Genomic DNA, 23,244 nt, shown 5'->3' on the forward strand with positions numbered 1-23,244 from the left:
CTTTACTCAGACTCTGAGTAGTTGACGTTTGGCGTCGTATGCTTGTTTCCGAAGACGCGACACACCTTGTCGTCATGAAACTGAATAGTAAGGACAAATATTATGCGTAAACTCACTTCCCTGTTCCTGGCTACTGCAATGGCTCTTGGTGCTGCCAACATCGTCCACGCTGCAGCGGACAATCTGACACCACCGCCAGCAGGTAGCGAAAAACCGATGCACAAGCCGCCAATGCATCATCACGGTATGGAGATGATGTTCAAAGGCCTGAATTTAACGGATGCGCAGAAAGCGCAGATCAAGACCATCATGCGTGACAGCCATAAAGAGATGAAACGTCCATCTCTGGAAGAGCGTCGTGCCAACCACAGCATCATCGCTTCAGATACTTTCGATAAAGCGAAAGCCGAAGCGCAGGCTGAGAAAATGACCGCCAACGCGAAAGATCGTGCGGTGAGCATGATGGAAACACAGAACAAGATTTACAACGTGCTGACGCCTGAGCAGAAAAAACAGTACAACGCCAACTTTGAGAAACGTCTGACAGAGAAAGGCCCGCATGACGGTAAAATGCCGCCACCGCCGGCTGATGGTGAATAAGCCGTTTAGCTAATCGGTTTGAGACCGCCGACGTTGTCCACTGCATCTGATGCTTTGGGCAGCGTCGGCGGTTTTGTTTTAGAGTTCAATCAGCGGGAAAACCCCGGACAGTAGCGGGCGGCACAAAATTTTATAGCCGTCATGATCAAAACCCTGGCGTGCGCGCTGCAATTGGCGGGCCTCTGCTTCGGTAGCGACCGAACCGAGCCAGAACCAGTGATCGATGACGTGAATCTGCGTCATCTCCGTGCCCACTTCCACCATGCCAACCGGGCCTTGCCACGGCCAGCACACCACGCGCATCTGTTCCAATGCCTCATGCAACCGTTGCTGATGGGCTTCAATGGATTCGTTGCCGCAACACGCCCCAGCGCAGCGTTTTAGTGCGGCGCGAAAACAGCCGCGTCCCGGCGTTAAACGCTCCAACCCCAACAATCCATGGCACAGGCGCTGTTCATCGGCGATCGTTTTGAGTTTTTCCATGGCCGCAAAGCGACTGCGAAATAAGCCGTAGAGATTCGGTGAGCACGAGAAGTCGAGATCTTTGGCGTACACCACCTGCGGAGGGCCATCGCCAAGCTGCAATGAACACAGCTGACGATTTTTGCGCAGGCGCTTATTAAACAGCGGCTGTTGGGTTTTGATCATCTGCGCTTCCAGCAGTTGCGCGCCAAGATCGCCCGCGGTAGGGATCCAGGTGACGCGTCGCGCCTGGCGCAACATGTTGGCTTCGTCCGGGGTGCGAAAATGCGACATCACCCGACTGCGCAGGTTGACGCTTTTGCCGATATATAACGGCAGGTTAGCGCTGTCACCGTGAAAGGTGTAAACGCCAGGCTGATTGGGCAAACCTTCCAGCCATTGGCGTAAATGTTCGGGATATTGATAAATCGCGGCCGCATCAAATTCGAGGCGGTGGCTGGCTGCACGTCTGACCAAAACACACTCCGATTACTGGTTGTCTGTCCAGTATATCAGCGTGATGCTTTTCTCGCCAGTCAGCGGCAGGAGGAGGGCGTTTCCCGCGACAGCGGCGGGAAACGTAGATCGGTTACTTTTTCCAGAAGTCGTCGAACACGGTGATCGGCGGACGACGTTTGTGTTCGGTTTTCAGATACCAGCCTTCAATGATCTTCGCGGCGGCGGCATCGATGGTTTTGCCTTCCAGATAAGCGTCAATCTGTTGATAGGTGACGCCGAGTGCCACTTCGTCCTGCAAGCCAGGACGATCGTCTTCCAGATCGGCAGTAGGATGCTTCAGATACAAGTGTTCCGGGCAGCCGAGGGTTTTTAACAGCTGTTTTCCCTGACCTTTGTGCAGGCGGAAAATCGGGTTGATATCGCTGCCGCCGTCACCGTATTTGGTGAAGAAACCGGTCACGGCTTCGGCCGCATGGTCGGTACCCACCACCACGCCTTTGGTCATGCCGGCGATGCTGTATTGTGCCTTCATACGCTCACGCGCTTTTTCGTTGCCGCGCACGAAATCGGAAACCACGATGCCCGCCTCTTTCAACGCGCGCTCGCTGGCGAGAATCGCTTCCTTGATATTCACGACCAAGGTGCGATCCGGCTGGATAAACGCCAGCGCATCCTGACAATCCTGCTCATCGGCCTGCACGCCATACGGCAGACGTACCGCAATAAAGGTGTAATCTTTGTCGCCGGTCTCTTCACGCAACTCGCGAATGGCGGTTTGTGACAGAATGCCGGTTAGCGTGGAGTCCTGTCCGCCGCTGATGCCGAGCACCAGGGTTTTCAGGAATGGATTGGCTTTCAGGTAGGATTTCAGAAAATCGACGCTGACGCGGACTTCCTGTTGCGGATCGATAACGGGTTTAACACCCAACGCTTCAATGATTTCCTGCTGCAGTGACATGAACCTCTCCTCAAGTCAGTAGCCTGACGGCACAATACGAATCATCTGCTAAAGCTAACGCCTCCGCTGGCAAACAACAAGCCGCATGGCTTGTTGTCGCACTTATTTGCAGGCTTTTCAGGCGCTTTTCGGTTTTTGCGCCAACAGGATGAACATCAAAATTGCCAGCATAAAGCAGCCAAAGATAGTGCCCGTCATGCTCAATACTGAGGTGCCGCCCAAACCGGTGACGGGCACGCTAATGGCACCTAAGGTGAACATGGTGACGCCAATCACCGCCGAGGCGCTGCCTGCACGGTGTCCCTGACTTTGCATCGCCAATGACGAAGCCGTGGTGGCAATCACACCGTTACTGGCGATGGTGAAGAACAGTGCCAGCAGAATGATTGGCAATGGTGCACCGGTCAGGCCGGCTAATAGCAGGCAACCTGACGCCACGAACGCCAGCGTCAGTCCGCCTTTCAGCACACGATATTCACCCCACAGCGGGCACAAGCGTGCACTGGTTTGTGATGCAATAATCAGGCCGAAGCCATTGGCGGCGAAGCAGAAGCTAAACGCCTGCGGCGACAGGCCGTAGATTTGCTGTAATACGAACGGGGAAGCGCCAATGTAGGCAAACATGCCGGACATCATAAAGCCCTGCGTCAGGCAGAAGCCCATAAAGGGACGATGAGTGACCACCTGGCCGAGTGCAGCCCAGGCTGAAAAAATCGAGCCCTGACTGCGACGTTCGGCGGGCAGCGTTTCGTGCAGTTTCCAGCGCGCAAGGAAGACCAGCAGTACGGCGATACAACCGAGCACCACAAAAATGCCGCGCCAGTTCAGCACCGTCATTAACACGCCGCCGAGTACCGGCGCACCAATCGGCGCCAGACCATTCACCAGCATCAGTAGGGCAAAGAAACGCGTCAGTTCATGGCCGCTGTACATATCGCGTGCGATGGCGCGTGACAATACCGCACCGCCCGCGCCCGCCAGGCCTTCAAACAAGCGAGCCACCAGCAGCGAGTGAATGTCTTTTGCCAGCGCGCAGCCAATTGAAGCGATAAATAACAACACCAGTGACAGCATCAGGGGGCGAATACGGCCAAATTTGTCGCTCATCGGCCCAAACAGCAATTGTCCTGCGCCGAGGCCCAGTAAACCAGCGGTTAAACTTAACTGCGCGGTGGCGGTTTCGGTGTGCAGATCGCGCGCCAGTTCAGGTAAGGCGGGCAGATACAGGTCGATGCAGAGCGGCCCGAGTGCCGCCAGCAGGCCCAGCGTAATGGCGTAAACCAGCCGATTAGAGTGTGCAGGTGTCATTGATCCTCTGTTTTCTTGATGTCTTGAGATTTTTTTTCCGGGGGATTATACGAAGCGCGAAGCGGCAACACAGCAACTTTACGAAAAACTAACGCTTCAGAATGGGCTTAAAGCGAAGCCATTGAGTTGATAAATCTGGATTTATGTTCCAGGCTTAGTGTGACATGGACAAAGGATGAGGAATATAAAGATGAATAAAGTGCTGGGATGTATCGCTGCTGCTGTGACGCTGGTAGCTCTGTCTGGTTGTACGACTTATGACAAAGCGGAAAGCTATGTGACTAAGCCGGTGGTTAAGGATGTGAAAAAAGGAATGACGCGCGATCAGGTTCGCCAGATTGCGGGTGCTCCATCAACTGAAATCACCATGGTACACGCCCGTGGTACTTGCCAGACTTACGTGATTGGCGAGCGTGATGGTAAAGCACAGACCTACTTTGTCAGTTATAACGATGTGGGCCGCGTAATGAACTACGGTTTCCAGAGCTGTAAAGACTACGATACCGATCCGCAAGCTGCTCAGTAATTCTTGCCGAATGCAAAAAGGCCCGTCAATGACGGGCCTTTTTTCGTTTAACGCTTACAGTCCGTAAGGGCGCGGCACTTCAACATAATTGCCGCCCATCTCACGCTGATAGTAGTGGCCTTCCTGCACGTAATAGCGTTTCCCGTTGAAATCCAGTACGCGCATCCCGCCTTCTGGCGGCGCTTCAGGCGCCTGAACCACCACGTAGGTATCGCCCTGACGCTGGTAGTAGTTGCCATTCAGCATGTAATAAGTGAGACCGCCTATCAGCACCGCTGTCGCCGCCTCAGGTAAGAAGCGCAGCGGACCAGGACCGCCCCAACGTGGGCCACCACCCCAATGTGGACCTGGGCCGGGGCCCCAGCCGTAAGGGTGGGCAAAACTAATGGCGGGCGTTAATAAGGTTAACGCCAGCACCGAGGCGATAACGTTTTTCATCGGTGATTCTCCTGCTATGACTAATAGCAGAATTAGCCTTCTGACGACAAAACTCAAGTGAAAAGTGGCTGATTTTTCGTCTGTTTACCATGCTTAACGCTTTCCTGACGCTAGCGCCACGATCGGGGGGAATTGCGGAGTTTCAGCCATAAAAAAACGGCAGGCGATGAGGCCTGCCGTTGTTCTGCTGCGTCGGAATTAGCGATGCGCCAGTTCAGGGTGCTCGTCGCTTTCCAGCACTCTTTTATCGGTCAAACCGAGCCAGCGGCTGGTGAGTGAACCGGCCGTCATCGAACCATTGACGTTCAATGCGGTACGGCCCATGTCGATCAGCGGCTCAATGGAAATCAGCAGCGCAACCAGGGTCACCGGTAAGCCCATCGCAGGCAGCACAATCAGCGCGGCGAAGGTGGCACCGCCGCCTACACCGGCAACACCGGCTGAGCTCAGCGTAACGATACCGACCAGCGTCGCAATCCACATCGGATCAAACGGGTTGATGCCGACCGTTGGCGCAACCATCACCGCCAGCATGGTCGGGTACAAACCGGCGCAACCGTTCTGACCAATGGTGGCACCGAAGGAAGCCGAGAAGCTGGCAATCGATTCCGGCACACCAAGACGGCGCGTCTGCGTTTCGACGTTCAGCGGAATACTGGCTGCACTGGAACGGCTGGTGAAAGCAAAGGTAATCACCGGCCACACTTTGCGGAAGAAGCGCATCGGGTTGATGCCGTTCACCGACAGCAGCAGGGCGTGCACGCCAAACATGATCGCCAGACCCAGATAAGAGGCCACCACAAAACCACCCAGCTTGATGATGTCCTGCAGGTTAGAACCCGCCACCACTTTGGTCATCAGCGCCAGCACACCGTACGGCGTCAGCTTCATGATCAAACGCACCAGTTTCATCACCCAGGACTGCAGCGTATCAATTGCCACCAGTACGCGCTCGCCTTTGACTTTGTCATCCTTCAGCAACTGCAATGCAGCCACGCCGAGGAAGGCAGCGAAGATCACTACGCTGATGATCGAGGTGGGGTTAGCACCCGCCATATCGGCAAACGGATTTTTCGGGATAAAGGAGAGCAGCAGCTGCGGCGTGCTGAGATCGGCAACCTTGCCTACATAGTTGCTCTGGATCGCGCTCAGACGTGCGGTTTCCTGCGCACCCTGCACCAGACCTTCTGCGCTCAGGTCAAACAGCCCGGTGACCATCACACCCACCAGCGCGGAGATCGCGGTGGTGAACAGCAATACGCCAATGGTCAGTACACTGATTTTGCCGAGTGAAGAGGCGTTATGCAGACGCGCTACCGCGCTCAGGATCGAGGCAAAGACCAGCGGCATCACAATCATCTGCAGCAACTGGACATAACCGTTGCCGACAATGTTGAACCAGCTAATTGAATCTTTCACCACCGGGCTGTTTTCGCCATAAATGGTTTGCAGCGCCAGACCGAACAGCACGCCAATCACTAAGCCAGTCAGCACGCGTTTCGACAGGCTCCAGCTTTGGTTGCCAATACGATTCAACAGAATCAGCAACGCAACGAAGGCGATGATATTAATAATGAGGGGAAAATCCATACTCGACTCCAGAGATGTGCCGCGCAGCACGTGTGGCTGGCACGGAAAACAGTAATTTCCCGTCAGGGAATGTCAGGAATGTTACCAGTTCAGGAAAGTGCAGGCTTATACTCAAAAGGAATGGTTTATAACTTTATTGATTGATTTGCCTGGTTATTGACCGCTTTGGCCATTAACTAGCCGACCGACACCATTTTGCAGCGTATTAAACAGTTGCTCGGGCCAACCGTTGGCACCAAAAGAGGGCATACCTGCGGGAAACCACAATGCATATCCGACCAATGCGAGGCAAAGTGCGCGCTCCAGTTGATTGCCTTTCTGGCTATTGAGCAGCGGCAAACGGAAACGCCAGCGGCACGGCCACAGCAAGGGGACGCCTGCGGGGGTCAACATGTCGGCGACGATGTGACTGAGATAACCCAGCGTCATCCCCTGTAAGACATCAGCAGGCAGGAACCAGTCCGCCGGAACGTTAATCTGGAATAGCCACAGGCTGATCGCTACCGCCAGCAAACTGTGGGTAAATCCACGATGACCAAAGGCGCGCGCAATGGGTTGTGAGATCCATTTCAGGCGCTGGCCTAACACAGATTTAGGATGGTCAATATCAGGCAGCAGACAGGTCAGCAGTGCAGCAGGCACGAGATGCCACCAGTCGGCGCTGGCCATGACTGGCGTCAGCTCCGCACGCTTAGCAAAAATCGCGCTGGCAATGGCAAAAATGATATGGCCTTCGGCCGTCATGATGAAACCTGGCTGCAAAAACTGTCGATGCATCCAGTATAGGGATTTATCCAGTGAAATAGAACGGTGACGCTGTAACGAAGCGTTAATATTTTTCGCTTTCCCGCGTCATAATGACGCGGGAAAAGAACAGGTTAGCGTGCTAACCATCCACCATCGACGGCCAGTGTGTAGCCGTGCACATAATCTGCAGCGTCAGAAGCCAGAAACACGATCGGACCCATCATGTCTTCCGGAACACCCCAGCGTCCGGCAGGGATGCGTCCAAGGATCTCTTCGTTGCGTGATTCGTCATTGCGCAGTTGTTCGGTATTGTTAGTTGCCATATAGCCGGGGGCGATGGCATTAACGTTAATGCCGTGTTTCGCCCACTCATTGGCCATCAGACGCGTTAAGCCCATCACCGCACTTTTCGACGCAGTGTAAGAGGGCACGCGAATGCCGCCCTGAAAGGAGAGCATTGAGGCGATATTAATAATTTTGCCGCCGTTGCCCTGAGCGATAAACTGACGCGCCACCTGCTGAGACAGGAAGAACAGGCTTTTGCTGTTGATGTTCATGACATCGTCCCAGTCCTGCTCGCTGAAGTTAAGTGCATCCTCACGGCGGATGATGCCCGCGTTATTCACCAGAATATCGATACGTCCTGCCTGAGCCACGGCTTGCTCAACAATCTGCGGCACCCCTTTCGGCTGAGTCAAATCGGCCTGAATCGACCAAAAGCGGCGCCCCATGGCTTCAACTTTAGACTGTGTATCGGCAGGACCGGCACGATTAACGCCAATGATGTCACAGCCGGCTTGCGCCAACCCTAAGGCCATCCCCTGACCTAAACCGGTATTACAGCCGGTGACCAGCGCAATTTTGCCTTCAAGATTAAATGCGTTAAGGATCATCTTTCGCTCCTGTTAGCGCAGCGCGCTGATGCTGACGTGGTCCATGTCATCGAATACCTGGTTGTCTCCCACCATGCCCCAGATAAAGGTATAGCGCTGTGTGCCGACTCCGGCATGGATTGACCAGCTTGGTGAGATCACCGCCTGCTCGTTGTGCACCAGCAAATGGCGCGTTTCCTGCGGCTGGCCCATCATGTGGAAAACGGCGCTGTCATCTGCCATATCAAAGTAAAAGTACACTTCCATACGACGTTCATGGGTGTGACACGGCATGGTGTTCCACAGATTGCCGTCATCAAGACGCGTGAGTCCCATGGTGAGCTGGCAGGTGGGTAACACATCCGGCACGATAAATTTATTAATAGTGCGACGGTTTGAGGTCGCGGCATCCCCTAACGTGGCTTTGACTGCATCCTGCAGGGTGATCTTTTTATCCGGATAACGGGTATGTGCGGGTGCGCTGTTGTAGTAAAACTTCGCTGGAAGGTTGGCGTTGCTGCTGCGGAAAACCACGCTTTTGGCACCCTGGCCAACATACAGCGCCTCCTGATGGCCCACCTCCCAGGTTTTGCCATCGACGTCAATCAAGCCCGGTCCGCCAATGTTGATCACGCCCAGTTCGCGGCGTTCGAGAAAATAGCTCACGCCCAGTTGTTTGCCGACTTCTTCACCGATCGTCACCGACTGCTGGATTGGCATGACACCACCAATGATGATGCGATCAATGTGGCTGTAAGTGAGGGTGTAATGGTCTGCCTCAAAAATTTTCTCGATCAAAAATTCGCGACGTAATCCGGCGGTGTCCAGATTTTTTGCATGCTCAGAATGAATGCTTTGACGAACGTCCATCTCAGACCTCTCAAAGTTAAAGGAAGTGTCCCGAAGTGGGTCTTTGGGCATCTTAGGCAGGATGGGATGTGAATTCAATAAAAATGAAACGTTGTTTTATTTAATTGTGTGGGTGATCAAATACGCGCAGTTATTGCCGTAGTGGGTGTCAGGAACAATGGAAAGCGTTGCCCACAGATGGGCAACGAGAAGGGAGGGGCTGAGTCCTGGCCCGGCACAGGTGTATCAGAATTAATTGAACAGATGCTCAGCTTTCAACTCGGCCAAACTCGCCAGCTTCACATTGGCCAGCGCCCAACGCGCATCATCCGCGTACTCGGCTGCTGGCACCACAATCGAACGCATGCGCGCGGCTTTGGTGGCGATCATGCCATTGAACGAATCTTCCAGCGTCACACAGTTGAGCGGATCCACCGCCAACTTCGCCGCCGCATCCAGATAGACCTGTGGATGAGGTTTGCTGTACGGCAGGCTTTCGGCTGAAGCAATGGCGTCGAAGTATTTGCGCAGGCCGAACATCTCCAGCACGCGCTCCAGCATAAACAGCGGTGACGCAGAAGCGAGAGCGATTTTTAATCCCTGCTGCTGGCAAAGTTGCAATGCCTGTTCAACGCCGGGCAGTAATGGACGCGTCTCCTCAACCAATGCCAGCGCGCGGGCAATGATACGTTGCGTCACTTCCGCCTGATCCGGGCCGTTCCACGGCAAAGCTTCAAACCACATACGGACGGTTTGATCGATGCGCAAACCCAGCGTATCGGGCAGTTCATGGCGGCGGGTAATATCCACTCCCAAACTGGCAAACACGTCCAGTTCCGCCTGATCCCACAGGGGTTCAGAATCGATCAGCAATCCGTCCATATCAAAAACAGCGGCCAACACCGGGCGACGATAAGACATACAACAGCTCCGTTTGAAATTTGCCCTACCTTACCATGTGCAGCCGGTAAATCCGACTCACGGCAGGTTACGCATTTTTCAGGAAAAAAAGCCGCAGTGCAGGTAGACTTAGGGCAAAACTACTGTATGTGAAGGGAGACACCATGACTTACCAACAGGCTGGCCGCATCGCCATCCTTAAGCGAGTGGCTGGCTGGGTAATTTTTATTCCGGCGTTGCTATCCACCATCATTTCCATTCTTGGCTTCATGTTTAAACACAGTGAAAAGCAGCCGGGAATTGATGCGGTGATGCTCGATTTCGTCCATGTTATGGTCGACATGATCAAGTTCAATACGCCGTTTTTGAACCTGTTTTGGCAAAATTCACCCGTGCCCGAGTTTCATGGCGGTGCCAATATTGGCTTCTGGATTATCTACATCCTGATTTTCGTCGGCATTGCTTTACAGGCGTCAGGCGCACGCATGTGGCGTCAGTCACGTCACATTAAGGAAGGCATTGAGGATCAATTGATTCTTGAACAAGCCAAAGGTGCAGAAGGGCGCACGCGTGCGCAACTGGAAGAGAAAATCCATATCCCGCGTCATACCATTTTGTTGCAAGTTTTCCCGCTCTATATCCTGCCGATTATCATCGCCATCGCCGGTTATTTTGTCCTGAAATTGCTGGGCATGCTGTAAGGCGTCAGGCCGGTCTGGCCTGACGTTGTCCTAACGTATCTTCATTCAAAAGCTGGTCAATCGCGAATTGTGCGGCGCTTGTCCAGTTACCTGCAAACACGTTGGCGCGATTAAGCAAATAATAGAGCTGGTACACCGGCTGTCGTTGCGAGAACCCTTCTGCCAGCGGCCATACTGAGTGATATCCCTCGTAAATCTGGCGCGGTAATTCGACGTAATAATTCAACATCGCGAGATCGCACTCCCGATCGCCCCAATAGCAAGCGGGATCAAACAACCAAGGTCCACTGCTGCTGTCCGCACAGTTGGCAGGCCATAAATCGCCGTGTAGTAAAGAAGGCTGAGGATGATGATTGGCCAGCGCGCGTTGCACGCAATCGACGATCAATTCGGTATTGCCATATTGCACCCCTTTCTCAGCGGCCAGTTGCAGCTGCCAGCCAATACGCTGCTCAGCGAAGAATACCGACCAGCGGCGTAACCAACTGTTGGGCTGAGGGGAGGTGGTGATGTTGTTATCGTAATCGAGGCCAAACTGCGGTTGCTCACTCCATTGATGGAGGTGAGCCAACTGCTGGCCAAGCTGGAAGGCGCTCTGTTCGTTCAGCGCCTCTGGCTGAATATACTCCAACAGTAAGAAGCTGCTGTCGCGGTCATTCCCGACGCCATACACTTTCGGCACGCGAACTGTCTGCGTACGCGCCAGCAAGCCCAGTTGGTCAGCTTCCCAACTGAACAAGGTCAGCATATCGCGCGTATTACATTTGACGAAGACGTCGAGATCGCCATAACGGAGGCGCCAGGCGGGATGCACATCGCCACCGGGAAGTTCATAACGTTCAGTGATTTCAGCTTCACCGGCGTGTTCGCTTAACAGACGACTAATGGCTGACCACATGGGGTAATCCTCTTTATTCGCTGCGTAGGTTTGATTGTAGCGCTCAAAACTTCAGCAAAACCAGTGGTGCGGCGATTATTTGTGGCGCGTCAGGGTTTTGCCTTTAGTAATTCGGACAGCGTGGTGATCTTCACCTCCGCTTTACGATGCAGGGCAACATCCGCCAGCCCGGCGGCGTGTTCTGCGATCTCATGTTGTTCCAATGCACTGATGATGCCAAAACTGTTGGTTCCCAACTCATGCGAATGACCTTCATCATCATGCAAGGTCGTGGTGTAACCGCCGCTGACCATTACGCTATTAAGGGATTGCAGATCGCCCAGGCTCTCATCAGGGTAGCTTAGCGTGACAATGTAACGTTTTAGATCGTGATCACTCATCATTCACCTCATTGTAATGGAACAGATTTCAGCGTAGACCAGCGCTGCGGATAGAGCGAATTCTGCGCAATTCAGGTGGGAAAAGGGAGCGTAAATCTGCGTCAACAGGCTTCAGAAAATTCTTGTATCAATTGGGCTGCTATTTCGCTAAATGCCTCTTATAATGCGCAGCGGTAATGGGAAAACTCCTATTAACCATGCGGTTCCAGCGCGGAACCTGGCATTTCTGGCACCTTCATACTTTTTTACAAAACTTACCGTAAATTGCATTGATTGGCCGGGAAAACTCTTCAGACTCACTCTTTTTTAAACTGCCGTACGGGTCACATTTAATGAAAGCCTTTAATAAGCTGTCCGCTGTTTTATTGCTCTCTGCTGGAGCATTTTGTCACCAGGCATTTGCAGATAACACCGTTTTTACCTCTATGGATGACCCTTCAACGGCAAAAAAACCGTTTGAAGGCAGCGCGTCAGCCGGTTATTTGGCACAGACAGGGAATACCACCAGTTCATCATTGAGCGCCTCAACCAATATGACGTGGTATCAGACCAACACCGCTTACAGCTTGTGGGGCAACGCCGCGAACAACTCATCCAACGATGAGCGTTCCTCAGAGACTTACAACATCGGTGGTCGTACCCGTTACAATATGAACAGCGCGGACTATCTGTTCGGTCAGGCAAGCTGGTTGAGCGACCGTTTCAACGGTTATGATTCGCGCGATGTACTGACTGCCGGTTATGGTCGCCAGTTGCTGAACGGTCCTGTGCACTCGCTGCGAGCTGAATTCGGTCCCGGTGTCCGTTACGATGATTTCCATGAAGGTGGCCACGAAACCAAGGCGCTGGGATACGGTGCTGTGAGCTACCAGTGGCAACTGACTGACACGACCAAATTCATCCAGGGTGTTTCCGTGTTGAGCAGCTTCGGTGAAGATACAACGCTGAACTCCGAAACCGGCTTGCAGGTGGCCATCAACGAACACTTCGCGTTGAAGCTGGCTTACAACGTGACCTGGAATAATAATCCGCCAGAGTCTGCGCCGGATCGTACCGACACCAAAACCACCATCCAGCTTTCTTACGCGATGTAAGCGAGCCGTGATGAAAAACCGTTGCCGGTCAGCGCCGCGCAGCGGTTTTTTTTTATCTGTCGATGGCTTAGCGCATTTTTCGCGGGTTTAGATCGCGGCAGAAAGCTGCTATTATCTCCGGCGCTTTACATTCCTGGCGTCATTCCGACAACGTGGGTCTGACATTACGCCGGGTTACTCAAACAGAACTCAATGTTGCATGTAGGCTTTCGTGTGGCTTACCACTGCAATTAAGGATATGAAATGCCAGTAATTACTCTTCCTGATGGCAGCCAGCGCGTATTTGACCGTCCGGTCAGCGTGATGGACATCGCTCTGGATATTGGACCGGGTCTGGCGAAAGCCTGTATTGCCGGTCGTGTTAATGGCGAGCTGGTGGACGCGGTTGATCCGATCACCGAAGATGCTCAGGTGGCAATTATCACCGCCAAAGATGAAGCTGGTCTGGAAATTATTCGTCACTCTTGTGCGCACCTGTTAGGGCATGCGATTAAACAACTGTGGCCGAATACCAAAATGGCGATTGGTCCGGTGATCGATAACGGCTTCTATTATGACGTCGATTTGGATCATACCCTGACGCAGGAAGATCTTGAGCTGCTGGAAAAGCGTATGCACCAGCTGGCTGAGACTAATTACGATGTGGTGAAGAAGAAGGTGAGCTGGCAGGAAGCACGTGATGTGTTTGCTGAGCGTGGCGAAAGCTACAAAACCACCATTCTTGACGAAAACATCAGCCACGATGATCAACCTGGTTTGTATCATCATGAAGAATACATCGACATGTGCCGCGGTCCGCACGTGCCGAACATGCGTTTCTGCCATCACTTCAAACTGCAGAAAATCTCCGGTGCTTACTGGCGCGGCAACAGCGACAACAAAATGCTGCAGCGTATTTACGGTACAGCGTGGGGCGACAAGAAGCAGCTGGCTGCCTATCTGCAGCGTTTGGAAGAAGCGGCGAAGCGCGATCACCGTAAAATCGGTAAGCAGCTCGACCTGTACCATATGCAGGAAGAAGCGCCAGGTATGGTTTTCTGGCACAACGACGGCTGGACCATCTTCCGTGAACTGGAAGTGTTCGTCCGTACCAAGCTGAAAGAGTACGATTACCAGGAAGTGAAAGGTCCGTTTATGATGGACCGTGTGCTGTGGGAAAAAACCGGCCACTGGGAAAACTACAAAGAAGCGATGTTCACCACCTCTTCAGAGAACCGTGAATATTGCATCAAGCCAATGAACTGCCCTGGTCACGTTCAGATCTTTAATCAGGGTCTGAAATCCTACCGTGACCTGCCGCTGCGAATGGCGGAATTTGGTAGCTGCCACCGTAATGAGCCATCAGGCGCATTGCACGGCCTGATGCGCGTCCGTGGTTTTACCCAGGATGATGCGCACGTCTTCTGTACCGAAGATCAGGTGCGTGATGAAGTGAACAGCTGTATTCGTATGGTGTACGACATGTACAGCACCTTCGGTTTTGAAAAAATCGTGGTGAAACTGTCGACCCGTCCGGAGAAACGTATCGGTACCGATGAAATGTGGGACCGTGCGGAAGTGGATTTAGCAGAAGCGTTGAAGGAGAACGAAATTCCGTTCGAATATCAGCCAGGAGAGGGTGCCTTCTACGGCCCGAAAATTGAGTTTACCCTGTACGATTGCCTCGACCGCGCATGGCAGTGCGGCACCGTTCAGCTAGACTTCTCCCTGCCAAAACGTTTGGACGCCACTTATGTGGGCGAAAACAACGATCGTCAGACGCCGGTAATGATTCACCGTGCGATTCTCGGTTCAATGGAGCGCTTTATCGGCATCCTGACCGAAGAGTTCGCGGGCTTCTTCCCGAGCTGGCTGGCCCCCGTGCAGGCTGTGGTGATGAATATTACCGACAGTCAGGCAGAATATGTCAGTGAATTGACAAAGAAATTGCAGAAAGCTGGCATTCGTGTCAAAGCAGACTTGAGAAACGAGAAGATAGGCTTTAAAATCCGCGAGCACACATTACGTCGCGTTCCTTATATGCTGGTTTGCGGTGAGAAAGAGGTGGAAGCAGGCAAAGTTGCCGTGCGCACCCGCCGTGGTAAAGACCTCGGGAGCATGGACGTAGATGTGTTTGTTGAGAAGCTGCAACAAGAGATTCGCAGCCGACATCTTCACCAATTAGAGGAATAAGGTTATTAAAGGCGGAAAACGAGTACAACCGACGCGTCCGAACCGTATCAACGGCGAAATCCGTGCTACCGAAGTGCGCTTAACTGGCGTAGACGGCGAGCAACTTGGCATTGTGACATTGCGCGAAGCAATTGAGAAAGCCGAAGAAGCTGGCGTAGATTTAGTTGAAATCAGCCCGAACGCCGAACCGCCGGTTTGCCGTATTATGGATTACGGCAAGTTCCTTTATGAAAAGAGTAAATCTTCTAAGGAACAGAAGAAGAAGCAGAAAGTTATCCAGGTCAAGGAAATTAAATTCCGTCCTGGTACCGATGATGGCGACTATCAGGTCAAACTACGCAACCTGATTCGCTTTCTGGAAGAGGGCGATAAAGCCAAAATCACGCTGCGTTTCCGTGGTCGTGAAATGGCGCACCAGCAGATCGGTATGGAAGTGCTTAACCGCGTCCGTAAAGACCTGTGTGAAGATCTGGATCTGGCCATTGTCGAGTCCTTCCCGACTAAGATCGAAGGCCGCCAGATGATCATGGTGCTCGCACCGAAGAAGAAACAGTAGGCCTTCAAGTAATAATTCCGCGCAGCGTTCGCGCTGTGCGGAATCTTATTCGCCTGTCTGATTCATTTTATTAACAATGCGAAGTGGATATTTGTAAAAATGCCAAAGATTAAAACTGTCCGTGGCGCGGCTAAGCGCTTCAAGAAGACCGCTTCTGGCGGCTTCAAGCGTAAGCACGCGAACCTGCGTCATATTCTGACTAAGAAGTCTACCAAGCGTAAACGTCACCTGCGTCCGAAAGGCATGGTGTCTAAAGGCGATCTGGGTCTGGTTGTTGCCTGCCTGCCGTACGCATAAGTAAACTTTTTATAAATCTGCCTGAACACTTTGCGTACTGCAGGGGATAGGGCATCACAGAATATGATATAGGAGAGCTCACATGGCTCGCGTAAAACGTGGTGTAATTGCTCGCGCACGTCACAAGAAAATCTTAAAACAAGCTAAAGGCTACTACGGTGCACGTTCACGTGTTTACCGCGTTGCTTTCCAGGCTGTTATCAAAGCTGGTCAGTATGCTTACCGTGACCGTCGTCAACGTAAGCGTCAGTTCCGTCAGCTGTGGATCGCGCGTATCAACGCTGCGGCCCGTCAGAACGGTATCTCTTACAGCCGTTTCATCAATGGCCTGAAAAAAGCCTCTATTGAAATCGACCGTAAGATTCTGGCTGACATCGCTGTATTCGACAAAGTGACCTTCACGGCACTGGTCGAAAAAGCAAAATCAGCTCTGGCGTAAGTCAGATGAAAAAGGGAGCTTGCTCCCTTTTTTATTGCCTGCAACTCACGCAAAAGATTGACATTTTAACCGCTGGGCTTTTCAATAGTGCGGTTTCTATCAAGACAAGGTAACGCAAGCATGCACGCTGCTATTTTCCGTTTCTTTTTTTACTTTAGCGCCTGACAATCGGGGGCTTTTGCGCATAAGAAAAGAAACGAAAAATCGCGCTGAAAGCCTCCCTCGTGGAGGCTTTTTTGTTTCTGGCGACACTTAATCGGATCTCACGGTCCTTACAAGAACTGACCAGCCCGGCTGGAAGAAGAGGAAATCATGTCCCAACTCGCAGACCTGGTGGCCCGTGCCACGGCCGCTATCGACGAGGCGTCGGATATCGCCGCCCTGGACGCCGTGCGCGTCGAATTCCTGGGTAAGAAAGGGCATCTGACGCTGCAAATGACCACCCTGCGTGAACTGCCAGCGGAAGACCGTCCGGCAGCAGGCGCGGTGATTAACGAAGCGAAGCAGCAGGTGCAGGATCGTCTTAACGCACGTAAAGACACCCTGGAAAGCGCTGAGCTGAATGCGCGCCTCGCCGCAGAGACCATTGATGTCTCGCTGCCTGGTCGTCGCGTTGAGAACGGTGGTTTGCACCCGGTGACTCGTACCATCGACCGCATCGAAAACTTCTTCGGCGAGTTGGGCTTTGCGGTGGTCACTGGTCCGGAAATCGAAGATGACTATCATAACTTCGACGCACTCAACATTCCTGGCCACCATCCGGCACGTGCTGACCACGACACTTTCTGGTTTGATGCGACTCGTCTGCTGCGTACCCAGACGTCTGGCGTGCAGATCCGCACCATGAAAAATCAGCAGCCGCCGATCCGCATCATCGCACCAGGTCGTGTGTATCGTAACGACTACGATCAAACCCACACCCCAATGTTCCATCAGATGGAAGGTCTGATTGTCGATAAAGACATCAGCTTCACCAACCTGAAAGGCACGCTGCATGATTTCCTGAACAACTTCTTTGAAGAAGACCTGCAGATTCGTTTCCGTCCTTCTTACTTCCCGTTCACCGAACCCTCCGCGGAAGTGGATGTGATGGGTAAAAACGGCAAGTGGCTGGAAGTGCTGGGCTGCGGCATGGTGCATCCAAATGTGTTGCGCAATGTGGGCATCGACCCGGAAGTCTACTCTGGCTTCGCTTTCGGCATGGGAATGGAGCGTCTGACCATGCTGCGTTACGGCGTGAACGATCTGCGCGCCTTCTTCGAAAATGATTTACGTTTCCTCAAACAATTTAAATAAGGGCAGGTTATCCAATGAAATTCAGTGAACTCTGGTTACGCGAATGGGTAAATCCAGCCCTGGACAGCGCTGCGCTGTCTGAGCAAATCACCATGGCCGGCCTGGAAGTGGACGGCGTGGATCCGGTCGCCGGTGCGTTCCATGGCGTGGTCGTGGGTGAAGTGGTGGAGTGCGGCCAGCATCCGAACGCAGACAAACTGCGCGTGACCAAAATCAACGTGGGCGGCGAGCGCCTGCTGGATATCGTCTGTGGCGCGCCAAACTGCCGCCAGGGCCTGAAAGTCGCCGTGGCGACCGTCGGCGCTGTACTGCCAGGCGACTTCAAAATCAAAGCCGCGAAACTGCGCGGTGAGCCTTCAGAAGGCATGCTGTGCTCGTTCTCTGAGCTGGGTATTTCCGACGATCACAGCGGCATTATTGAACTGCCTGCTGATGCGCCTATCGGCACTGACATCCGCAGCTACCTGCAGCTGGATGACAACACCATCGAAATCAGCGTAACGCCAAACCGTGCCGATTGCCTCGGTATTATCGGTATTGCGCGCGATGTGGCGGTAGTCAACGGTTTGCCGCTCACCGAGCCAACGATTGAGCCGGTTAAAGCGACCATTACCGATACCTTCCCGATTCGCGTAGATGCCACCGACGCTTGCCCACGTTATCTGGGCCGCGTAGTAAAAGGCATCAATGTGAAAGCGGCAACGCCACTGTGGATGCGTGAAAAACTGCGTCGCTGCGGCATCCGTTCTATCGACCCGGTGGTGGACATCACCAACTACGTTCTGCTGGAACTCGGTCAGCCGATGCACGCCTTTGACCTCGACCGCATTGACGGCGGCATTGTGGTACGCATGGCGGAAGAGGGTGAAGTCCTGACCTTACTGGATGGCACCGAAGCGAAACTCAGCAGCGACACGCTGGTGATTGCTGACCATCAGAAAGCGCTGGCGATGGGCGGCATTTTTGGTGGTGAGCACTCTGGTGTGAACGAAGAAACCCAAAATGTGCTGTTCGAGTGTGCTTTCTTTGAACCGCTGGCGATCACTGGCCGTGCTCGTCGTCAGGGTCTGCATACCGACGCGTCGCATCGTTACGAGCGTGGTGTTGATCCGGCCCTGCAATTTAAAGCCATTGAACGCGCCACCCAGCTGCTGCTGGACATTTGTGGCGGCGAAGCGGGTCCGGTTATCGATCAAACTGACGCCAGCAAGCTGCCTGAGCGCGCCACCATTACTCTGCGTCGCGAAAAGCTGGACCGCCTGATTGGCCACGTGATCGGCGATGAGCAGGTCACCGATATCCTGACGCGTCTCGGTTGCGAAGTGACCGTGGGCAATGGCGAGTGGACAGCCGTTGCACCAAGCTGGCGTTTCGATATGGCGATTGAAGAAGATCTGGTTGAAGAAGTGGCCCGCGTATACGGCTACAACAACATTCCAGACGTGCCGGTGAAAGCCAGCCTGATTATGACGAAGCATCGCGAAGCGGATCTGTCGCTGAAGCGTGCGCGTAACCTGCTCGTCGATAAAGGCTATCAGGAAGCGATTACCTACAGCTTCGTTGATCCGAAAGTGCAGCAGCTGCTGCATCCGGGTGAAGAAGCGCTGATCCTGCCAAGCCCGATTTCCAGCGATATGTCGGCAATGCGCTTGTCACTGTGGACCGGTCTGCTTGGTGCGGTGGTGTATAACCAGAACCGTCAGCAAGGCCGTGTGCGCCTGTTTGAGAGCGGTTTGCGCTTTGTTCCTGATACGCAGGCCGATCTCGGTATCCGCCAGGATCTTATGCTGGCGGGCGTTCTGAGCGGTAATCGCTATGAAGAGCATTGGGATCTGGCGCGTCAGACAGTTGACTTCTATGATTTAAAAGGCGATTTAGAATCGTTACTGGATTTGACCGCTAAACTTGATGAGATTTCTTTCCGTGCAGAAGCCAATCCGGCGCTGCATCCGGGACAGAGCGCGGCAATTTATTTACGCGGCGAACGAATCGGATTTATCGGAGTGGTTCATCCGGAGTTGGAACGTAAGCTGGATCTCAACGGCCGCACCTTAGTGTTTGAACTGCTTTGGAATAAGGTCGCAGACCGCGTCCTGCCTGACGCGCGCGAGATTTCACGCTTCCCGGCGAACCGTCGTGATATCGCTGTGGTAGTGGCTGAAAACGTGCCCGCAGCAGATATCATCGCGGAGTGTAAGAAAGTTGGCGTAAATCAGGTAGTTGGCGTAAACTTGTTTGACGTGTACCGTGGTAAGGGCGTGAACGAGGGCGAAAAGAGCCTCGCGATTAGCCTGATTTTGCAGGATACCAGCCGGACACTCGAAGAAGAGGAGATTGCCGCGACCGTTGCCAAATGCGTTGCGGCATTAAAAGAGCGATTCCAGGCAACCTTGAGGGATTGAACCTATGGCGCTTACAAAAGCTGAAATGTCAGAGTACCTGTTTGAAAAACTCGGGTTGAGCAAACGCGATGCCAAAGAGTTGGTTGAGCTCTTCTTTGAAGAAGTTCGCCGCGCGTTGGAAAACGGAGAACAGGTTAAACTGTCCGGATTTGGTAATTTTGATCTGCGTGACAAAAACCAACGTCCGGGCCGTAACCCGAAGACGGGGGAAGATATTCCTATCACTGCCCGCCGAGTGGTGACCTTCCGTCCGGGACAGAAGTTGAAAAGTCGCGTTGAGAACGCGACACCGAAGGACGCTGACTAATTTCAGTATGACAAAAAGGCCGCTTAGCGGCCTTTTTTATTGGCTGTAAAATGGCCGTTCTGCGCAATCTTTCCATAATGTCAGGATTTCGTAAGTATCCGGAAAATAGGATGAAAATCGGCACTGGCTGATAGTGACTGCGGCAATCCATTTGTTATAACAGCGCCATCACATAACAAGGGGTATTGCTGATGAAAAAGACAGCACTTTTACTGGGCATCCTGTTAGGCATGCCGCTGCTGGCTAGCGCCAATGTTTCCGTTAACATCAACACACCGGGTGTTTCTATTCATATCGGTGATCAAGATAAACGTGGCTACTACTGGGATGGCTACGACTGGCGTGCGCCAACCTGGTGGAAACAGCACCACAATCAACGCATCGGCACCAAAGGCCCGCACGGTTACTGGAACGGTAACGGCTGGCAGCCACAGCACCCGGGCAATGCGCCGCACCATGATAACAAACCGCAGCCGCGCGACCAGCATCATGACTCGCGTGATAGCCACGACAAGCGTGATAATCACGGTCAACCGATCCCGCCTCATCAGTAAGCGTTGCTCAGCGGCACCCACTCGGTGCCGCTTTCTTTTTGCCACAATCCCACTACAATCAAATCTCTGTTTTCTCTGCCAATCTTATCTATGACTCTGTTGGACCAGCTTGCCCGTCAGGCCGACCGTCGTAGCCAGCGCTGGCTGATGCTGCTCGGTGCCATTCTGCTGCTGCTGTTTATTCTCAGCCTGTGCGCCGGAGACATCTGGATATCGCCAACCCAATGGTTTTCCTCTAACGGTGAACTCTTCGTCTGGCAGTTGCGCTTACCGCGGACGCTGGCGGTGCTGCTGGTGGGCGCTGCGCTGGCGGTGTGTGGTGTGGTGATGCAGGCGCTGTTCAACAATCCGCTGGCAGAACCCGGCCTGCTTGGCGTATCCAATGGCGCGGGCATTGGGTTAGTGTTGGGTGTCATGCTGGGCAATGGCTCATTATGGAGCCTGACGCTGGCGGCGATGGCGGGCGCATTATTGATCACGCTGATCCTGCTGCACTTTGCCCATCGTCAGCTTTCAGCCAGCCGCTTATTGCTCACGGGGGTCGCGCTCGGCATTATCTGTAGCGCAGTGATGACATGGGCCGTGTACTTTAGCACCAGCCTCGATCTACGGCAGTTAATGTACTGGATGATGGGCGGCTTTGGCGGTATTGACTGGCGCTATGGCTGGATGATGCTAGCGCTGTTGCCGGTCACTCTGCTGCTGACAGCCACCGCTCGGACGCTGAATTTACTTTCACTGGGGGAAACCTCGGCGCGTCAGCTAGGCCTGCCGTTATTGTTATGGCGTAACCTGTTAGTGTTGGCGATGGGCTGGCTGGTTGGCGCCAGCGTGGCGATGGCCGGTGCCATCGGGTTTGTCGGATTGGTCATCCCTCATCTGTTACGCTTAAGCGGTTTTAGCGATCACCGATACCTGCTGCCCGCCTCGGCGCTGGCAGGGGCTGCGGTGCTCCTCGGGGCAGATATTATCGCCCGACTGGTGCTGACGTCGGCAGAGTTGCCGATTGGCGTGGTCACCGCCACCCTCGGCGCACCGCTGTTTATCGTGCTATTAGTGAAATCTTCGCGCTAGCAATGGCTGGCATCTTGGTCTCAACAACAGGAATCGACAATGAGCATTTATCAGACAGAACTGGTTACCCTGGACGGCGAAAAAACGACGCTGGAACAGTATCAGGACAACGTACTGCTGGTGGTCAACGTGGCGTCAAAATGTGGGCTGACGGCGCAGTATGAGCAGCTTGAGTCACTGCAGAAAGCCTGGCAGGACAAAAACTTTAGCGTGCTGGGTTTCCCCTGCAACCAGTTTCTGGAGCAGGAGCCGGGCAGCAACGAAGAGATCAAAACCTTCTGCAGCACCACTTATGGTGTGACTTTCCCGATGTTCGATAAAACCGATGTGAACGGTGCAGATCGTCATCCGCTGTATGCGCAGTTAACGGCGGCACAGCCAGAAGCCGAACGTCCTGAAGGCAGCGGTTTCCTCGAGCGTATGGTGAGTAAAGGACGTGCACCAAAAGCCGAGGGCGACATTTTGTGGAACTTCGAAAAATTCCTCATCAACAAACAGGGTAAGGTGATTGCGCGTTTCTCTCCGGATATGACGCCTGATGATCCGATCATCCTGAAACGCGTTGAGCAGGCGCTGGCAGAGTAAATGCTGTTGCAGTGTCAGGGAGTCAGCGTCGCGGGACGTCTGGCTCCGGTTGATCTCAGCGTCAATGCAGGTGAATGGATACATTTGGTGGGCCCGAATGGCGCGGGAAAAAGTACTTTACTCTGTGCGCTGTCGGGATTATTGCCGGCTCAAGGCGTGATTCAGCTAGCAGGAACGTCGTTGAGCCGCTTAAGCGGGGCTGCACTGGCTCAATGGCGTGCCTGGTTACCGCAACAACAGGCCGCGTTAGGGACCATGCCCGTCTGGCACTATCTGCGTCTGCATTTCTCTTCGGCGTCGCCGCAGGTAGATGTCACACTCAATGATGTGCTGACGCAACTCAGCATACACGACAAATTAACCCGTCAACTGACGCAGCTCTCTGGTGGCGAATGGCAGCGTGTGCGGCTGGCGGCAGTAGTGATGCAAATCCATCCGGCGATCAATCCTCACGGCAAGCTTTTAATTCTGGATGAGCCGATGACGGCATTGGATGTCGCGCAGCAGCGAGCCGTGGATAAATTGCTGCTCCAGCTGTGCCACGCCGGTATTGCGGTGATTGCCAGCGGCCATGATCTTAACCACAGTCTGCGCCATGCCGACCGCGTAGGATTGATGCATCAGGGGGAAGTGGTGATGCAGGGGAGTGCGCGGGACGTCTTAACCGCCGCCAATCTCTCTCCGTTGTACCAAACCGAGTTTCAACAATTAGATACACCGCAAGGCCCTCTGCTGTTTATTCCCTGAATAACATTGCCTGTTAAGCAGATTTGCCGCTAA

Annotated in this window: 27 protein-coding genes and 1 other annotated feature; of the genes, 16 read left to right on the forward strand and 11 right to left on the reverse strand. The window is 53.5% G+C overall.

Translation table 11 applies throughout. The features are described from left to right. Window positions 1–102 precede the first annotated feature (102 nt). A complete protein-coding gene (gene spy / locus AC1MDE_RS08775) occupies window positions 103–600 on the forward strand; it encodes an ATP-independent periplasmic protein-refolding chaperone Spy (protein ID WP_034821771.1) in 498 nt (165 codons plus the stop codon). A 78-nt stretch (window positions 601–678) separates the two neighbouring features. On the opposite strand, the gene cho is transcribed toward spy, so the two are convergent. The 3 genes from cho to AC1MDE_RS08790 all read right to left on the reverse strand — a co-directional run bounded on the left by cho (window position 679) and on the right by AC1MDE_RS08790 (window position 3,787). After that, window positions 679–1,539 carry an excinuclease Cho gene (gene cho, locus AC1MDE_RS08780; RefSeq protein ID WP_480344483.1) on the reverse strand — a complete coding sequence of 287 codons (861 nt, stop codon included), beginning with the start codon at window positions 1,537–1,539 and terminating at the stop codon, window positions 679–681. A 112-nt stretch (window positions 1,540–1,651) separates the two neighbouring features. Beyond that, complete coding sequence (gene nadE, locus AC1MDE_RS08785) at window positions 1,652–2,479, reverse strand: ammonia-dependent NAD(+) synthetase (protein WP_058959728.1); 828 nt, start codon at window positions 2,477–2,479, stop codon at window positions 1,652–1,654. A 117-nt stretch (window positions 2,480–2,596) separates the two neighbouring features. Continuing rightward, window positions 2,597–3,787: a multidrug effflux MFS transporter gene (locus AC1MDE_RS08790; protein ID WP_058959729.1), complete on the reverse strand. Its 1,191-nt coding sequence runs from the start codon at window positions 3,785–3,787 to the stop codon at window positions 2,597–2,599. 190 nt (window positions 3,788–3,977) lie between these two features. Between AC1MDE_RS08790 and osmE the strand changes: the two genes are divergently transcribed. Beyond that, complete coding sequence (gene osmE / locus AC1MDE_RS08795) at window positions 3,978–4,313, forward strand: osmotically-inducible lipoprotein OsmE (protein WP_034821760.1); 336 nt, start codon at window positions 3,978–3,980, stop codon at window positions 4,311–4,313. A gap of 54 nt (window positions 4,314–4,367) precedes the next feature. Here osmE and AC1MDE_RS08800 read toward each other — a convergent pair whose 3' ends face one another. The 6 genes from AC1MDE_RS08800 to hxpB form a co-directional block, all read right to left on the reverse strand. Beyond that, the gene (locus AC1MDE_RS08800) at window positions 4,368–4,751 is read right to left on the reverse strand and encodes a DUF6515 family protein (protein WP_034821757.1); all 384 of its coding nucleotides are present in this window, start codon (window positions 4,749–4,751) and stop codon (window positions 4,368–4,370) included. 198 nt (window positions 4,752–4,949) lie between these two features. Further along, on the reverse strand, window positions 4,950–6,341 hold the full coding sequence (locus tag AC1MDE_RS08805) for an L-cystine transporter (RefSeq protein WP_058959730.1): 1,392 nt from the start codon (window positions 6,339–6,341) through the stop codon (window positions 4,950–4,952). A 153-nt stretch (window positions 6,342–6,494) separates the two neighbouring features. Beyond that, complete coding sequence (locus tag AC1MDE_RS08810) at window positions 6,495–7,085, reverse strand: metal-dependent hydrolase (protein ID WP_058959772.1); 591 nt, start codon at window positions 7,083–7,085, stop codon at window positions 6,495–6,497. Between the two features lie 134 nt (window positions 7,086–7,219). Then, window positions 7,220–7,981: a 2-dehydro-3-deoxy-D-gluconate 5-dehydrogenase KduD gene (gene kduD, locus AC1MDE_RS08815; protein ID WP_480344484.1), complete on the reverse strand. Its 762-nt coding sequence runs from the start codon at window positions 7,979–7,981 to the stop codon at window positions 7,220–7,222. Window positions 7,982–7,993: 12 nt separating this feature from the next. Next, a complete protein-coding gene (kduI, locus tag AC1MDE_RS08820; RefSeq protein ID WP_480344485.1) occupies window positions 7,994–8,830 on the reverse strand; it encodes a 5-dehydro-4-deoxy-D-glucuronate isomerase in 837 nt (278 codons plus the stop codon). A gap of 231 nt (window positions 8,831–9,061) precedes the next feature. Beyond that, window positions 9,062–9,730: a hexitol phosphatase HxpB gene (gene hxpB / locus AC1MDE_RS08825; protein ID WP_480344486.1), complete on the reverse strand. Its 669-nt coding sequence runs from the start codon at window positions 9,728–9,730 to the stop codon at window positions 9,062–9,064. A gap of 143 nt (window positions 9,731–9,873) precedes the next feature. On the opposite strand from hxpB, the gene AC1MDE_RS08830 reads away from it, so the two are divergent. Further along, window positions 9,874–10,410, forward strand: a complete 537-nt coding sequence (locus AC1MDE_RS08830; RefSeq protein WP_058959734.1) for a YniB family protein — start codon at window positions 9,874–9,876, stop codon at window positions 10,408–10,410. 4 nt (window positions 10,411–10,414) lie between these two features. On the opposite strand, the gene AC1MDE_RS08835 is transcribed toward AC1MDE_RS08830, so the two are convergent. Then, window positions 10,415–11,308: a fructosamine kinase family protein gene (locus AC1MDE_RS08835; protein ID WP_058959735.1), complete on the reverse strand. Its 894-nt coding sequence runs from the start codon at window positions 11,306–11,308 to the stop codon at window positions 10,415–10,417. Between the two features lie 89 nt (window positions 11,309–11,397). Further along, entirely contained in the window at window positions 11,398–11,691 is a 294-nt protein-coding gene (gene ghoS / locus AC1MDE_RS08840; protein WP_479402698.1) for a type V toxin-antitoxin system endoribonuclease antitoxin GhoS, read from the reverse strand. A gap of 329 nt (window positions 11,692–12,020) precedes the next feature. On the opposite strand from ghoS, the gene AC1MDE_RS08845 reads away from it, so the two are divergent. From AC1MDE_RS08845 to btuD, 13 genes are all read left to right on the forward strand, one after another. Continuing rightward, window positions 12,021–12,782 (forward strand): DUF481 domain-containing protein, encoded by a 762-nt coding sequence (locus tag AC1MDE_RS08845; protein ID WP_034821732.1) that lies wholly within the window; start codon window positions 12,021–12,023, stop codon window positions 12,780–12,782. 243 nt (window positions 12,783–13,025) lie between these two features. Then, window positions 13,026–14,954 (forward strand): threonine--tRNA ligase, encoded by a 1,929-nt coding sequence (gene thrS / locus AC1MDE_RS08850; RefSeq protein WP_038647340.1) that lies wholly within the window; start codon window positions 13,026–13,028, stop codon window positions 14,952–14,954. Window positions 14,955–14,958: 4 nt separating this feature from the next. Then, on the forward strand, window positions 14,959–15,510 hold the full coding sequence (infC, locus tag AC1MDE_RS08855) for a translation initiation factor IF-3 (protein WP_034821726.1): 552 nt from the start codon (window positions 14,959–14,961) through the stop codon (window positions 15,508–15,510). A gap of 99 nt (window positions 15,511–15,609) precedes the next feature. Next, window positions 15,610–15,807 (forward strand): 50S ribosomal protein L35, encoded by a 198-nt coding sequence (gene rpmI / locus AC1MDE_RS08860; RefSeq protein WP_006118955.1) that lies wholly within the window; start codon window positions 15,610–15,612, stop codon window positions 15,805–15,807. An 82-nt stretch (window positions 15,808–15,889) separates the two neighbouring features. Beyond that, window positions 15,890–16,246: a 50S ribosomal protein L20 gene (gene rplT / locus AC1MDE_RS08865; protein ID WP_007892678.1), complete on the forward strand. Its 357-nt coding sequence runs from the start codon at window positions 15,890–15,892 to the stop codon at window positions 16,244–16,246. Window positions 16,247–16,361: 115 nt separating this feature from the next. After that, window positions 16,362–16,487, forward strand: a sequence feature (Phe leader region). Next, window positions 16,367–16,411 carry a pheST operon leader peptide PheM gene (pheM, locus tag AC1MDE_RS08870; protein WP_121626058.1) on the forward strand — a complete coding sequence of 15 codons (45 nt, stop codon included), beginning with the start codon at window positions 16,367–16,369 and terminating at the stop codon, window positions 16,409–16,411. Its footprint overlaps the feature before it by 45 nt. A 71-nt stretch (window positions 16,488–16,558) precedes the next feature. Then, window positions 16,559–17,542: a phenylalanine--tRNA ligase subunit alpha gene (gene pheS, locus AC1MDE_RS08875; protein ID WP_034821723.1), complete on the forward strand. Its 984-nt coding sequence runs from the start codon at window positions 16,559–16,561 to the stop codon at window positions 17,540–17,542. 14 nt (window positions 17,543–17,556) lie between these two features. Then, complete coding sequence (gene pheT / locus AC1MDE_RS08880; RefSeq protein WP_480344487.1) at window positions 17,557–19,944, forward strand: phenylalanine--tRNA ligase subunit beta; 2,388 nt, start codon at window positions 17,557–17,559, stop codon at window positions 19,942–19,944. 4 nt (window positions 19,945–19,948) lie between these two features. Further along, window positions 19,949–20,251 (forward strand): integration host factor subunit alpha, encoded by a 303-nt coding sequence (gene ihfA / locus AC1MDE_RS08885; RefSeq protein WP_007892687.1) that lies wholly within the window; start codon window positions 19,949–19,951, stop codon window positions 20,249–20,251. Window positions 20,252–20,442: 191 nt separating this feature from the next. Further along, window positions 20,443–20,805, forward strand: a complete 363-nt coding sequence (locus tag AC1MDE_RS08890) for a DUF2502 domain-containing protein (protein ID WP_182057725.1) — start codon at window positions 20,443–20,445, stop codon at window positions 20,803–20,805. Between the two features lie 90 nt (window positions 20,806–20,895). Beyond that, window positions 20,896–21,879: a vitamin B12 ABC transporter permease BtuC gene (gene btuC / locus AC1MDE_RS08895; RefSeq protein ID WP_058959740.1), complete on the forward strand. Its 984-nt coding sequence runs from the start codon at window positions 20,896–20,898 to the stop codon at window positions 21,877–21,879. 39 nt (window positions 21,880–21,918) lie between these two features. Then, on the forward strand, window positions 21,919–22,464 hold the full coding sequence (locus tag AC1MDE_RS08900) for a glutathione peroxidase (RefSeq protein WP_058959741.1): 546 nt from the start codon (window positions 21,919–21,921) through the stop codon (window positions 22,462–22,464). After that, window positions 22,465–23,211, forward strand: coding sequence for a vitamin B12 ABC transporter ATP-binding protein BtuD (gene btuD / locus AC1MDE_RS08905; RefSeq protein ID WP_479400957.1), 747 nt, complete (start codon window positions 22,465–22,467; stop codon window positions 23,209–23,211). It abuts the gene before it with no gap. Window positions 23,212–23,244 lie beyond the last annotated feature (33 nt).

The sequence above is a fragment of the Pantoea folii genome (assembly GCF_056678875.1).